The following is a 12,953-nucleotide window of genomic DNA, read 5'->3' as shown; positions in this document are numbered from 1 at the left end:
ATCGGTTTTAAGCCTTTGAAATTCAATGCATGCATGCAGGACGGACCGTACCGATACCTGACGAGGGTGCGTTGGCGAACACGAATGCAGCCTGCCCAAAATTTCAATTGTATTGTAAGCGGTGGCCCCGCCCCACGTTGTGGCTGATGTCCTCGCAGGGCGTCAGGATCTCGGTGGCGACGAAGCCCGTAGACTTGCGGAAGGGTCATGACGGTCTCGTCGCCCTGATCCCGTCGGAATTGGAGGTAGATCCGTTCACCGGCATGGGCTGCGTCTTTCGGGCGAAGCGCGCCGATCGGATGACGATCCTGTTCCGGGACGGAAGCGAACTTGTGACGGCCTGCAAGCGCTTGGAGGAACGCGCTTTCCCCTGGCCCGCGATCCGCGACGGTATCATCACGCTGAGCCGGGCGCAGGTCGACGCCCTGCAAACCGTGCATGACTGCTGCGCGCCCAAGACGCCCTGAACGAGTTGCGCCGGTCACTCTATTCACAATCTTCCCCTGAGATGCGCGGGCTTAGACACCCCGCTTCAGGCGCGCTGGAGACCCTTCTGCTGCTGAAGATGTCAGCACGCCGCACTGTGAACGAGAAGAATCGTGTAGCAAATTGTCTAGCAACCTGACGCATTCAGGTGTGCCTGCGCTTTACTAAGACGCTGTATTGGGAAAGTAAAATCCGAAACCTATGCAGGTTTTATGGCGGAGAGACAGGGATTCGAACCCTGGGAAGGCTTGCACCCTCAACGGTTTTCGAGACCGCCCCGTTCGACCACTCCGGCACCTCTCCGCGGGGGTCTGGTGGAGGTGGCATTTAGCGGCTCTGGCGGTGGGGTGCAACCGCAAAAGTCACTGATTGAGGCATGAAATCTTTGTCGGCATCTGTGTTCGGGATCAGGCCCATCGGTCGGGCGCAGCATGCAAAACCGGAAGACCGTGACGCGCGGCAATACGATTTTCCAACCGACGACCACCAATTGTGCAGCCGGTAAATCGAACAGTGTAACTGCCGCAGTCCTCGTCGGCGATGCGGCACGGCTTGGAAATCGCGCGTCAAGGGACTAATTGACGTTCTGAACCGCTACAATGGATGCCCATCATGTTTCTTCGTCAAATTCTGGCACTGCCTTTTATATTCCTGGCACTGCCTGCCGCGAGCAGCCAGGCAGACGCGTTGCTGGATGCGCTTGGTATCCCCGAGGTGATCGCGGTGATGCAGGACGAGGGGGTTGCTTATGGTGCGGAACTGGCCGAGGATTTGATCCCCGGCGGTCCAAGCCCAAGCTGGAACGCAACGGTTCAGCGGATCTATTCAGTCGAAAAGATGGAAGCCTCGGTCCGCGAAGGGTTCCGTGAAGCGTTGGCGGATACCGATCTGGATCCGCTGCTTGCGTTTTTTCGCACCACACAAGGCCAGCGCATCGTCAGGCTGGAAATCAGTGCCAGGCGGGCCCTGGTCGATGAGGATGTCGAAGAGCAGGCCCGCGCCGCGTTTCGTAATCTTGATGGCAGTGACGATGATCGCCTGCGGTTGCTCGACGAATTTGTCGAGGTCAACGATCTGATCGAGGCCAATGTCGTCGGCGCGTTGAATTCCAGCTATCAGTTCTATCGTGGGTTGGCCGAGGGCGGCGCGGTCGGCATGTCCGAAGACGAGATTGTTTCGGATGTCTGGGCACAGGAGGAAGAAACCCGCGTTGATACGCGCGAATGGCTTTACGGGTATCTTTTGATGGCGTACGGCCCGCTGGAGCCGGAGGTCATCGAGGATTATACCGCGTTATCGCGAACCGAGGCTGGGGCGGCCATGAACCGGGCGCTGTTTGCCGGGTTTGACGATATGTACGGTGATATTTCATATGCACTTGGACTGGCTGCCGCGCGCCAGATGCAGGGTCAGGACCTGTAGGCCCGGGACATCCGTCAGAAAGCCAGTTTGAAAGCTTGACAATCGGGGGGCGGTTCACGATAAGCGCCCGACATGTTCGGCGGGGCTTTTGGCTCCGCTGTCGTGTTTTTATTAACGTTGTCCCGCAAAGGGGCACGCAGTTCGAGGCGGGCGCAGGCCCATGAACACCGGCAGGGCCGGGGCCACAGGACGCGGAAGAGACAAGGAAGACCGAAATGTTCGCGGTTCTGAAAACCGGCGGCAAGCAATACAAAGTACAGTCGGGCGATGTGCTTCGGGTGGAAAAGCTGGCTGCCGATGCTGGAGACAAGATCCAGTTCAACGAGATTCTGATGGTTGGTGGCGACAGCCCCGTTGTCGGTTCACCTCTGGTGGCCGATGCTGCCGTGCAGGCCGACGTGATCGACCAGATCAAGGGTGACAAGGTCATCAACTTCGTCAAGCGCCGCCGGAAGCACAGCTCCAAGCGCACCAAGGGCCACCGTCAGCAACTGACGCTGCTGCGGATTACCGACATTCTTGCCTCTGGCGCGGATGCATCCGGTGTGAAGGCCGCCGTAGGTGCCGGTTCAGTCGCAGGCGTGCCCGTTGCCACACCGAAAAAGGCTGCCGCTAAGAAAGCCGCGCCGAAAGCCGCAGCCGCTGGCGGTGATGACCTGAAAAAACTGTCGGGCGTCGGCCCCGCGCTGGAAAAAAGACTGCATGAAAACGGCGTGACAACATTCGCCCAAATCGCAGCCTGGACCGAAGCGGACGTCACCGAGATGGACGAGAAACTGTCGTTCAAGGGCCGGATCGAGCGTGAAGGCTGGATCGCTCAGGCCAAAGATCTGGCATCGAAGTAAGGAGAGCTGAAAGATGGCACATAAAAAAGCAGGCGGTTCCTCCCGCAACGGTCGCGACTCTGCCGGCCGCCGTCTGGGCGTAAAGCTCTACGGTGGGCAGCATGCAATCCCCGGAAACATCATCTGCCGCCAGCGCGGCACGAAGTGGTGGCCGGGTGAGGGCGTCGGCCTTGGCCGCGACCACACGATCTTTGCCACCGAAGAAGGCAAGGTGACGTTCCACAAGGGCCTCAAGGGCCGCACCTTTATTTCGGTTCTGCCAGTGGCGGAGGCCGCTGAATAAGCCGACCCATTGGTGAGATACAATTTGGGGGATCGGCTTCGGGGCCGGTCCCTTTTTCTTATTTCATAACTTTGGCGGACGTGGCAGATCAAGCGATCTGCGGAGGCACGTCTTGCAAGCCAAAGCGCCAATCGCCATCTATCAGGATAGGTTACGCAGGTTTTCTCATCCGGCTGAAATGTCTGGAACGTGGCGCGACAAGCCCATCGACGGCGGCCGTAGTGCGCCGGGCAACCATAATCCTGTGTCCGTTATATGCGGCAACAGCCATACGCTCTTTTAGGGAGGAACCCGATGAGCCTTGACCAGAAGATCAACCCGCAAGCGGTTGTTCAAGCCCACCGCTTTGACCTGCGCCCGTTGCGCAAAAGCGATATTGGCCTGATCGAACTGCATGCAGGCGACGAACGCGTCGCGCAGATGACCGCCTCTATCCCGCATCCATTGCCGCCGGGCACTGTTGAGGCTTTCATCGAACGGGCACAGGCACCGGTGCGTGATGAGGACGTCTGGGTGATCGACGGGACGAAAATCCAGGGGCCGGAAGTGATGGGGATCATCTCGCTTGAGAAGATGGACCGCAACCAATCCGAAGTCGGCTATTGGATTGCGCCTGCCTACTGGAACACCGGCCATGCGTCCGAGGCGGTAGAGACCTTGGTCGCAGCGAATCCGCTGGAGAATGAGACGATGTTCGCAAGCGTGTTTCAGGACAATCCGGCGTCGGCGCGGGTGCTGACCAATTGCGGCTTTGAATATATTGGTGACGCAGAAGTTTTCTGTGTCGCGCGCAACGCCACGGTTCCGACCTGGACCTACATCAAGAAACTGCGCGGCTAGGCCGCTTTTGCGGCGCTGGGTCAAGCGCCGCAGACCACCTCGGGGCTTGAGCCTTGACGCCAGACACAGTAACGCCTGACAGGCAAAACCTCCGGGGGCTCCGATGAAATTCCTAGATCTGTGCAAAGTCTACATCCGCTCGGGCTCGGGCGGGGGCGGCGCAGTCAGCTTCCGCCGTGAGAAATATATCGAATTCGGCGGTCCCGATGGCGGCGACGGCGGCAATGGCGGTAACGTCTGGGCCGAAGCGGTCGATGGGCTGAACACGCTGATTGACTTTCGCTATCAGCAGCATTGGTTCGCCGATAACGGTCAGCACGGCATGGGCCAGCAGCGCACCGGCAAGACGGCCGAAGACATCGTGCTGCGGGTGCCTGTGGGCACCGAAATCCTCGATGAAGACGAAGAGACGGTGATTGCCGACATGACCGAGCTTGGCCAGCGCGTTCTGCTTGCCAAGGGCGGCAATGGCGGCTGGGGCAACCTGAACTTCAAGACCTCCACCAACCAGGCACCGCGCCGTGCCAATCCGGGGCAGGAGGGTGTGGAACGGACGCTCTGGCTGCGGCTGAAACTGATCGCGGATGCGGGCCTGCTGGGTCTTCCCAATGCGGGAAAATCCACCTTTCTGGCCGCCACCTCGAATGCGCGGCCGAAGATTGCAGACTATCCCTTTACCACGCTGCATCCCAATCTTGGCGTTGTCGGCATTGATGGCGCGGAATTCGTGATGGCCGATATTCCCGGCCTGATCGAAGGCGCGCATGAGGGCAGGGGGCTGGGTGACCTGTTCCTTGGCCATGTCGAACGATGCTCTGTGCTTTTGCATCTGGTCGATGGCACATCGGGCGACCCCATGGTGGATTACCGGACAATTATCGACGAACTTGAAGCTTACGGTGCTGCGCTGGCGGACAAACCGCGCGTGACGGCGCTCAACAAGATCGACGCGCTGGACGACGAAGAACGCGCCTTCCTGAAAGAAGAGCTGGAAGCCGTGGTGGGCGGTCCTGTCATGCTGATGTCCGGCGTGTCCGGTGAAGGCCTGCCCGAGGTGCTGCGCGCCGTGCGGGCACAGATTTCCGAGGACCGCATCCGCCAGAAAGGCCCCGAGCAGGAGACGGAAGCGTGGCGTCCCTAAGTCAGGCGAAGCGGCTTGTCGTCAAGATCGGTTCGGCCCTTTTGGTCGACCGGACCACAGGTGCGTTACGATCCGAATGGCTGCACGCGCTGGCCGCGGATGTGGCCCGGATCAAGGCGCGCGGGACGGATGTGATCCTTGTGTCTTCGGGGTCCATCGCTTTGGGTCGCGGTGTGCTGCGCCTGCCCGAGACGGTTCTCGCGTTGGAGCAAAGCCAGGCCGCCGCCGCAGTTGGCCAGATCCGCCTGGCCCGCGCTTACGAAGAGGCGCTGACCCCGCATGACATCACCACCGCGCAGGTGCTGGTCACGCTGGAGGACAGCGCCAACCGCCGTCGCTACCTCAATTCCCGCGCCACACTGGAGACGCTGGTCGGCTTCGGCGTGGTGCCGATCGTCAACGAGAACGACACCGTGGCCACGGATGAGATCCGCTATGGTGACAATGACCGGCTGGCCGCTCAGGTCGCGGTCACGGTGGGGGCGGACCAGTTGATCCTGTTGTCGGATGTCGATGGGTTCTACTCGGCCAACCCGGCGACGGACGCGACCGCGCGCCGATACGATGTCATCGACGCAATCACGCCAGAGATCGAGGCCATGGCAGGCGATGCGGGTTCGGGCCTTTCCAAGGGCGGCATGAAGACAAAGCTGATGGCGGCCAAGACCGCGACGGCGTCTGGCTGTGCCATGGCCATCGCCGATGGCTTTGTGCTGCACCCGCTGCGCGCGTTGGAGAACGGCGCGCCCGCGACCTGGTTCACGCCATTGCTGGATCCGCATGCCGCGCGCAAACGCTGGATTGCGGCGATGAAACCGCGCGGAACGCTTGTGCTGGATGAAGGGGCCGCGCGCGCCCTCGGACAGGGCAACAGTCTGCTGCCTGCGGGTGTCACCGAAGTTTCCGGCACATTCGGGCGTGGTGATCCGGTGCAGATCAGCGATCTGTCTGGCCGTACTCTGGGGCAGGGGCTGTCGCGCTATACCGCCGCAGAGGCGCGCGTGATTTCCGGCCATCGCAGTGACGAGATCGAGGCATTGCTGGGCTATCCCGGCCGGGCCGCACTGATCCACCGCGATGATATGGCGCTGTGAGCGCGTCGTCTGTTATACTGTCCGCGGCCGTTTCCGCCCGGCCCCATGCGAAAGGTTGACCCATGAAAGACCTCGATAACATTCCCGCCGTCATGGCCGAGATTGGTGAACGTGCCAAAGCGGCCGCCGCAAAGTTGGCCTATGCCGACCCGTCGGCCAAAGCTCGAGCGCTTGAGGCTGCCGCCGATGCCGTGTGGTCCGCGCGGGCCGACATCGTCGCCGCGAATGCCAAGGATCTGGAATTCGGCCGCGAAAAGGGTCTGACCGATGCGATGATGGACCGGCTTTCGCTAACCGACGAGCGTATCAAGGGAATTTGCGACGGATTGCGCGCCGTGGCGGGGCAGGATGATCCGGTGGGCGCGGTGATGACCGAATGGGACCAGCCCTCAGGCCTGCATATCAAGCGCATCCGCACACCGCTGGGCGTCGTCGGCGTGATCTACGAATCCCGCCCCAACGTGACGGCGGATGCCGGGGCGCTGTGCCTCAAGGCCGGTAATGCGGTGATCCTGCGCGGCGGTTCCGAAAGCTTTCATTCCTCGCAGGCGATCCATGCCTGTCTGGTCGAAGGTTTGCGCATAGCGGGTCTGCCCGAAGATGCGATCCAGCTTGTGCCCACCCGCGACCGTGCCGCCGTGAGCGAAATGTTGACGATGACAGACACGATCGACGTGATCGTGCCGCGTGGAGGCAAGGGCCTTGTCGGCTTGGTTCAGCGCGAGGCACGCGTGCCGGTTTTCGCCCATCTTGAAGGCATTGTGCATATTTTCATCGACAAGGACGCCGATCCGGTCAAGACGCTGAACATTGTCCTGAACGCCAAGACGCGGCGCACCGGAATTTGTGGTGCCGCCGAATGTGTGCTGATCCATCAAGAGGCTTTGGACACGGTGGGCCAGGGCGTCATTCGCGCCTTGATCGACGCAGGCGTTCGCGTGCATGCGGATGAGACGCTTCAGACCATCGAAGGCACGCAGGCGGCCTCGACCGACGATTGGGGGCGCGAGTATCTGGATATGGATATTGCTGCGCGGGTCGTACCGGATATTGATGCAGCGATTGCCCATATCCGGCAGTATGGCTCCAACCACACCGATTGCATCATCACCGAGGATGACGCCGCCGCGGAGCGGTTTTTCGAGCGGTTGGACAGCGCCATTCTGATGCGCAATGCTTCAACCCAGTTCGCCGACGGGGGAGAGTTCGGCATGGGTGCCGAGATCGGTATCGCCACCGGCAAGATGCATGCACGCGGTCCGGTGGGCGCAGAGCAATTGACAAGCTTCAAGTATATCGTGACGGGCGATGGCACTTTGCGCGACTGATTGCGCGGATCAGGCCTCAGAACCGGATATCCAGCGTCTCGCTGTTTTCGCGCCAGTTAATATCGCGCCCAAGGTCGCTTGCGCGCACCGACAGCAACGGGAACTGCACATCGGCGGGCATGACATCCGACCCGCCGGTGGCATTACGCAGAAGTTTCCACATTTCGGGATCAACACGAAGCTGAGGACCGCTTGCAGACAGATGCCATTCGCCTTGATCGCAGTCGATGCGGACCTCTCCGCCGCGACTTAACGCCCTGTCCATGCAAAGCAGGGCCAATAGCGCCAGTTGCACCTCTTCGCGGGGCGTGGCGTCGCGGGGATTCCACGTCGCGCTCAGCCGGTCGCCCTGAAACATGCCCGCGATGATGCTTTGCACTTCGCCGGCACTCAGCGATTGCCCGCCCCCGGTGGATCCGAATGCAACGCGGAAAAACCGGATCCGGGCATTGGCATGCGCGCAGCTTTCCGAAATCAGGTCCATCTCCGGGCTGGGTCCCATTTCGCCGGTCAGCGACATCAGTTCCAACCCATTCTGGATTGCGCCAATCGGGCTGATCAGGTCATGACAGATCCGAGAGCCTATCAACTCTGCCAGGTTCGCGTTACCCTGCATCATTGGTCCCCCTCACGACAGGAGCCGTCATGGACGACCTGAACGCTTTTCTGGAGCCAGGAATGATTGTGCGCCATCCAGACTGCCCTGATTGGGGGCTGGGACAGGTGCAATCCAATATTGCCGGACGTATCACCGTGAATTTTCGCGAAGCCGGAAAGAAAGTCATAGAAGGTTCCCGCGTGAGTCTGGTGCCGGTGTTTGATGCCGACGACTAGGACATAGGAGTCTTTACGAATGGTAAACGCAACCTTAGATCACCCCAAGGTTGAATTGCCAGTGGCAAAACGGTTGCGATCTTGCAACGGGCAGTCTTATTAATGTGTTCGCTCAGCGCAACAATAGAACCGGACGGAATGCACTCAGAACTCCCTCGATATGTCGCGCGGCTGGCGCAAAGCCGGGCAGAGGTCACAGCGGCGCAACGGCTTCGCTATGACGTGTTTATCCGTGAACTGGGCGGCGACGGTGTGCTTGTCGACCACGCTGCCGGGCTGGAGCGTGACCGTTTCGATGCCTATTTCGATCACCTGATTCTGCTTGATACTCACGCGCCGGCTGGCACCGATTTATCTGTTGTCGGCGTCTACAGGGTTTTGCGAAGCGATCAGGCCAAAGCTGCTGGGCAGTTCTATTCCGAGGATGAATATGATCTTGCGCCGCTGCGCGCCTCGGGACGGCGTTTGCTGGAACTGGGGCGGTCGTGCCTTCACCCCGATCACCGCGGAGGCACGGCGATGGTGCATCTGTGGGGGGCGCTGGCGGAGTACGTTCAAGAACACGGGATTGAAATCCTGTTCGGCGTGGCCAGTTTTCACGGCACCGATCCGCAGGCCTTGGCGCAACCTCTATCGCTTTTGCGGGCGCGCCATCTTGCCCCGCCTGAGTTGCGGGTGCGGGCGCGGAGCTATCACCCGATGGATCTGCTGCCCGAGGACAGGATCGACCGTCGCCGTGCGATGGTCGAGACGCCCGCGTTGATAAAGGCCTATCTGCGGATGGGTGGGTTTGTCGGGGACGGTGTCTTTGTCGATACCCAGTTCAATACGACCGATGTCTGCCTGGTGATGGACACTGCACGGATGAATCAGCGGCAGAGATCGCTTTATCAACGCAGCGACGCATGAGCGGCACTTGGGATGCAGATGAGCCGGAAGAGCCGGTTCGCATTGGCCCGGCAGGCTGGCTTCGTGTTGTCTTGCGGGGGTTGGCGGTCGGGACGGTGGTGTTCGGCGGGTTGGGTGTGCTGCTGTTGTTGCGCCTGATCGAAAGGCCGCTGAACGGGGTGCAGCGCCCGTGGACGCCCTATGTCACTCAGAGCGTTTGCCGGGTGGCACTGGTGTTGATGGGGTTACGGCTGACGGTGCGCGGCCAGCAGATGCAGCATCATGGTGCAATCGTCGCCAACCATTCGTCCTGGCTGGATATTTTCGTGCTCAACTCGCGAAAGAATATCTATTTCGTCTCGAAATCTGAAGTCGCGGGCTGGCCCGGCATCGGCTGGTTGGCGCGGGCGACGGGAACGCTGTTTATCCGGCGTGATCCGCGACAAGCGCGGGCGCAAACCCGGTTGTTCGAGGACAGACTTCTGGCCGGGCACAAGCTGCTGTTCTTCCCCGAAGGAACCTCGACCGATGGACTGCGTGTACTTCCATTCAAGTCAACGCTTTACGCGGCGTTCTTTTCCGAACACCTGAAGCACAGGATCTGGGTTCAGCCGGTCACGCTGGTGTATCATGCGCCGAAGGGTGAAAGCCTGCGCTTCTATGGATGGTGGGGCGATATGGATTTCGGCTCGCATCTGCTCAAAACACTGGCAGCGCGGCGTCAGGGGTGGATAGAACTGATCTACCATGCGCCTTTGCGTGTCGACGATTTTCCGAACCGCAAGAGTTTGGCCCGCGCTACAGAAGATTCGGTGCGCGAAAGCCATAAGAAGTCATTGGAAAATCAGAAGCTAAGAGAGCGATCCTAGCGATGTTTCGCGCGTCGGTGCCTTACCCCATCGCCGCGATCAGGTCGGACAGTGCCTTCACCGGATCATCTGCTGTCCAGACCTCTTCGCCAAATCCAAAAAAGTCCGTATAGCCTGAAAGTTCAGCCACGGTCTTCACGTCAAGCGCGCCCTCGGCAACCACCGGAACCTCGACGACCTCGGACCACCACTCGAACAGTTCTGTTTCTGCACGCGTTCCGTCGCCCAGGGGGCTGTCTCCGACCGGGCCGAAGCTGATGTAATCGGCCCCAACTTCACCGGCAATCAGCCCGTCATGGCGGGACTGTCCGCAAAACGCGCCAACAATCGCATCCGCACCCAGATCCTTGCGGGTCTTGCGCACAGAGCGCGACCCGTCGGTCAAATGGACCCCGTCCAACCCGATCCGCTGCGCCAGCAGGACATGTTCCTCGATCACCAGCGCAATGTCGCGGGTATGGGCGACTTCGCGCACGGCGTCGGCCGCGCGGCAAATGCGGTCTTCGTCCCGTGTGGCAAGGGCCAGGCGGATGCAGGCGATCTCGGCGCTGTCCAGCACACGGCCCAGAAGCTCGGGAAAGGTACTCAGCTCGAATTCCGGCGGAGTGATGAGATAGATTTGCGGCGTTTCCGTCTCGGCCATCATTTTGGCTCCCAAAGCTGTCGAGCGCCTTCTATAGCGCGGGTTTTTGCCCTTGGCCATGGGGGTTTGCACAGCGCGGCGGGCCTATTTGTCAAACAAGGAGCCGACAAAGGCCACGGCCATCTGTGTCAGCCTCTTCTGGATGGTTTCATTATCGCAGGCATCCTTCGGCAGCGGTAGCGCCCCGTGTGGTTTGCAGGCATTCTAGCCGCGCAAAACCGGTCATGGCATGATGATCTGCGCCCGCGTCTCTTGCAGTCCGGGGGCGGCTTGCGTATCGGGAACCGCGAAACCACACCGGAGACTTCATGCCGTCCGAGACGCCCCAGCCTGCCTTCGTGCTCGTCCGCCCGCAAATGGGTCAGAATATCGGTGCCGCGGCCCGCGCGATGTGGAATTTCGGGCTGGACCGGATGCGGCTGGTCGCGCCGCGCGATGGCTGGCCCAATCCAGATGCGACCGCCATGTCGGCCGGTGCCGGACGGTTGCTGGACGAGGCACAGGTGGCGGGGACTGTGGCAGAGGCCGTGGCCGATTGCACCTACGTTCTGGCGACAACGGCCCGACCGCGCGGCTTGACGAAACCTGTGCTCAGCCCCGAACGTGCCATGGCAGAAGCCCGCGACCGGATTGCACGCGGCGAGAAGGTCGCCGTGCTGTTCGGGCCGGAACGCGCGGGGCTGGAAAACGCCGATATCGCACAGGCCAATGCCATCATCTCGGTGCCTGTTAACCCGGACTTCGCCTCGCTGAACCTTGCGCAATGTGTTCTGCTGACCGCCTATGAATGGCGCCGCCAAACGGTTGATGTCGTGGCCGAGGACATGGCCATGGGCGGGTCCGAATGGGCCAACGTAAAGGAACTGGACGCGCTGGCCAAGCATTACGAGGAACGCCTGGACACGGCCGGGTTCTTCTTTCCCGAAGCCAAGGCCGAAAGCATGAAGATCAACCTGCGCAACCTCTGGAGCAGGATGCCGATGACGCGTGCCGATGTGCAGATGCTGCACGGCATCCTGCGGCAGATGGTCCGATGGAAGGAACGTGGCGACTGACTTGAAGCCACGGGGGGGTAGCCCTAATGTCTGCGCACACCCGCGCCGGGCTTGACCCGGTGCCTTGCGGGCCGCGAAGGAGAAAGCCTGATGAGCCAGAAACGCAGCATCTTCGAAGAGGTCGAGACGCGCGACAAGGCGGTCCCGCAGACCGGCGTGATCGACCGCGCCAAGCGCGGTGCGCGCGGGCCGGTCAGGCTGTGGCTGGTGCTGATCTTCGCGCTGGTCGTGGCGATGATCCTCGTGGGCGGGCTCACCCGTCTGACCGATAGCGGCCTGTCGATCACAGAATGGAAGCCCGTGACCGGCGCTCTGCCGCCAATAACGCAGGCAGATTGGCAAGCAGAGTTCGAGCTTTATCAGAAAATCCCGCAATATGAATTGCAAAACATGGACATGACCCTGTCCGAATTCAAGGCGATCTACTGGTGGGAATGGGGGCATAGACAGCTTGGTCGGGTGATCGGGCTGGTCTGGGCGCTTGGGTTCATCGGCTTTCTGCTGGCGCGGAAGATCCCGCCGGGCTGGTCACCGCGCCTGCTGCTTCTGGGGGCGTTGGGCGGGCTTCAGGGCTTTGTCGGCTGGTGGATGGTGACCAGCGGATTGGAAGGCTCGATGTTGAGCGTGGCCAGCTACCGCTTGGCGATTCACCTTGGGCTGGCCTTCGTGATCCTGGGCTTTCTGACCTGGTACATCCTGATGCTGTCGCGCGAGGAACGCGACCTCATTCAGGCCCGAAGGTCCCGCGAACGCAAACTGTTCGGCATGGGCACGGGCCTGATGCATCTGGCGTTTGTGCAAATCCTGCTGGGTGCCCTTGTCGCGGGCATCGATGCGGGCCGCAACTATATCGACTGGCCGCTAATGGCCGGGGGCTTTTTCCCGCCGGATCCTTTCCAGATAGAACCGCTGTGGCGGAATTTCTTCGAGGATGCCGGGCTGGTGCAGTTCATGCACCGGATGGCGGGCTATCTGCTGGTCGTCTGCGCCATCGTCGTCTGGCTCAGGGCGCGCCGTTCGCCCAATGGCACCACGCGTTTTGCCTTCAACGCGATGATCGCCATGATCCTGCTGCAAATGGTGCTGGGCATCGTCACGGTGATGTATTCCGCGCCGCTGCATTTCGCCATTCTACATCAGTTGGGCGCGATCCTTGCCTGGGTGCTGATCCTGCGGGCGCGCTTTGCCGCGCAATATCCCCATGCTCAATCCGTGAGAGGCTAGC

15 protein-coding genes and 1 tRNA gene are annotated in these 12,953 nt (G+C 61.0%); 13 read left to right on the top strand and 3 right to left on the bottom strand.

Annotated elements, in window-relative coordinates:
* Window positions 1–29: 29 nt before the first annotated feature.
* On the top strand, window positions 30–467 hold the full coding sequence (gene tnpB / locus B8991_RS21385) for an IS66 family insertion sequence element accessory protein TnpB (RefSeq protein WP_084350092.1): 438 nt from the start codon (window positions 30–32) through the stop codon (window positions 465–467).
* A gap of 232 nt (window positions 468–699) precedes the next feature.
* On the opposite strand, the gene B8991_RS01860 is transcribed toward tnpB, so the two are convergent.
* Window positions 700–789 (bottom strand) — tRNA-Ser (locus B8991_RS01860).
* Window positions 790–1,098: 309 nt separating this feature from the next.
* Here B8991_RS01860 and B8991_RS01855 point away from each other — a divergent pair.
* The 7 genes from B8991_RS01855 to B8991_RS01825 all read left to right on the top strand — a co-directional run bounded on the left by B8991_RS01855 (window position 1,099) and on the right by B8991_RS01825 (window position 7,439).
* Entirely contained in the window at window positions 1,099–1,908 is an 810-nt protein-coding gene (locus B8991_RS01855) for a DUF2059 domain-containing protein (RefSeq protein WP_084350309.1), read from the top strand.
* A 215-nt stretch (window positions 1,909–2,123) separates the two neighbouring features.
* On the top strand, window positions 2,124–2,753 hold the full coding sequence (locus B8991_RS01850; protein ID WP_084350091.1) for a 50S ribosomal protein L21: 630 nt from the start codon (window positions 2,124–2,126) through the stop codon (window positions 2,751–2,753).
* A 13-nt stretch (window positions 2,754–2,766) separates the two neighbouring features.
* A complete protein-coding gene (gene rpmA / locus B8991_RS01845) occupies window positions 2,767–3,036 on the top strand; it encodes a 50S ribosomal protein L27 (RefSeq protein ID WP_084350090.1) in 270 nt (89 codons plus the stop codon).
* A gap of 294 nt (window positions 3,037–3,330) precedes the next feature.
* Window positions 3,331–3,876: a GNAT family N-acetyltransferase gene (locus B8991_RS01840; RefSeq protein ID WP_084350089.1), complete on the top strand. Its 546-nt coding sequence runs from the start codon at window positions 3,331–3,333 to the stop codon at window positions 3,874–3,876.
* Between the two features lie 103 nt (window positions 3,877–3,979).
* The gene (obgE, locus tag B8991_RS01835) at window positions 3,980–5,017 is read left to right on the top strand and encodes a GTPase ObgE (protein ID WP_084350088.1); all 1,038 of its coding nucleotides are present in this window, start codon (window positions 3,980–3,982) and stop codon (window positions 5,015–5,017) included.
* Window positions 5,005–6,111 carry a glutamate 5-kinase gene (gene proB / locus B8991_RS01830; protein WP_084350087.1) on the top strand — a complete coding sequence of 369 codons (1,107 nt, stop codon included), beginning with the start codon at window positions 5,005–5,007 and terminating at the stop codon, window positions 6,109–6,111. The genes obgE and proB overlap by 13 nt, the downstream gene beginning before the upstream one ends.
* Before the next feature lie 62 nt (window positions 6,112–6,173).
* Window positions 6,174–7,439 (top strand): glutamate-5-semialdehyde dehydrogenase, encoded by a 1,266-nt coding sequence (locus tag B8991_RS01825; protein ID WP_084350086.1) that lies wholly within the window; start codon window positions 6,174–6,176, stop codon window positions 7,437–7,439.
* Window positions 7,440–7,455: 16 nt separating this feature from the next.
* Here B8991_RS01825 and B8991_RS01820 read toward each other — a convergent pair whose 3' ends face one another.
* Complete coding sequence (locus B8991_RS01820) at window positions 7,456–8,058, bottom strand: histidine phosphotransferase family protein (RefSeq protein WP_084350085.1); 603 nt, start codon at window positions 8,056–8,058, stop codon at window positions 7,456–7,458.
* Window positions 8,059–8,084: 26 nt separating this feature from the next.
* Between B8991_RS01820 and B8991_RS01815 the strand changes: the two genes are divergently transcribed.
* The 3 genes from B8991_RS01815 to olsA all read left to right on the top strand — a co-directional run bounded on the left by B8991_RS01815 (window position 8,085) and on the right by olsA (window position 10,030).
* The gene (locus tag B8991_RS01815; protein WP_084350084.1) at window positions 8,085–8,273 is read left to right on the top strand and encodes a DUF3553 domain-containing protein; all 189 of its coding nucleotides are present in this window, start codon (window positions 8,085–8,087) and stop codon (window positions 8,271–8,273) included.
* 138 nt (window positions 8,274–8,411) lie between these two features.
* Window positions 8,412–9,182, top strand: coding sequence for an L-ornithine N(alpha)-acyltransferase (gene olsB, locus B8991_RS01810; RefSeq protein WP_084350083.1), 771 nt, complete (start codon window positions 8,412–8,414; stop codon window positions 9,180–9,182).
* Entirely contained in the window at window positions 9,179–10,030 is an 852-nt protein-coding gene (gene olsA, locus B8991_RS01805; RefSeq protein WP_084350082.1) for a lyso-ornithine lipid O-acyltransferase, read from the top strand. The genes olsB and olsA overlap by 4 nt, the downstream gene beginning before the upstream one ends.
* Before the next feature lie 22 nt (window positions 10,031–10,052).
* On the opposite strand, the gene B8991_RS01800 is transcribed toward olsA, so the two are convergent.
* Window positions 10,053–10,673 carry a thiamine phosphate synthase gene (locus tag B8991_RS01800; protein ID WP_084350308.1) on the bottom strand — a complete coding sequence of 207 codons (621 nt, stop codon included), beginning with the start codon at window positions 10,671–10,673 and terminating at the stop codon, window positions 10,053–10,055.
* A 308-nt stretch (window positions 10,674–10,981) separates the two neighbouring features.
* Here B8991_RS01800 and B8991_RS01795 point away from each other — a divergent pair, with 308 nt between their 5' ends.
* Together B8991_RS01795 and ctaA are read left to right on the top strand one after the other, a co-directional pair.
* Window positions 10,982–11,728, top strand: a complete 747-nt coding sequence (locus B8991_RS01795; RefSeq protein WP_084350081.1) for an RNA methyltransferase — start codon at window positions 10,982–10,984, stop codon at window positions 11,726–11,728.
* A 90-nt stretch (window positions 11,729–11,818) separates the two neighbouring features.
* The gene (gene ctaA, locus B8991_RS01790; RefSeq protein WP_084350080.1) at window positions 11,819–12,952 is read left to right on the top strand and encodes a heme A synthase; all 1,134 of its coding nucleotides are present in this window, start codon (window positions 11,819–11,821) and stop codon (window positions 12,950–12,952) included.
* Window position 12,953 lies beyond the last annotated feature (1 nt).

Source organism: Primorskyibacter flagellatus (genome assembly GCF_900176485.1).
Lineage (GTDB): Bacteria > Pseudomonadota > Alphaproteobacteria > Rhodobacterales > Rhodobacteraceae > Primorskyibacter > Primorskyibacter flagellatus.
This window is presented reverse-complemented; position numbering and strand designations above follow the sequence as displayed.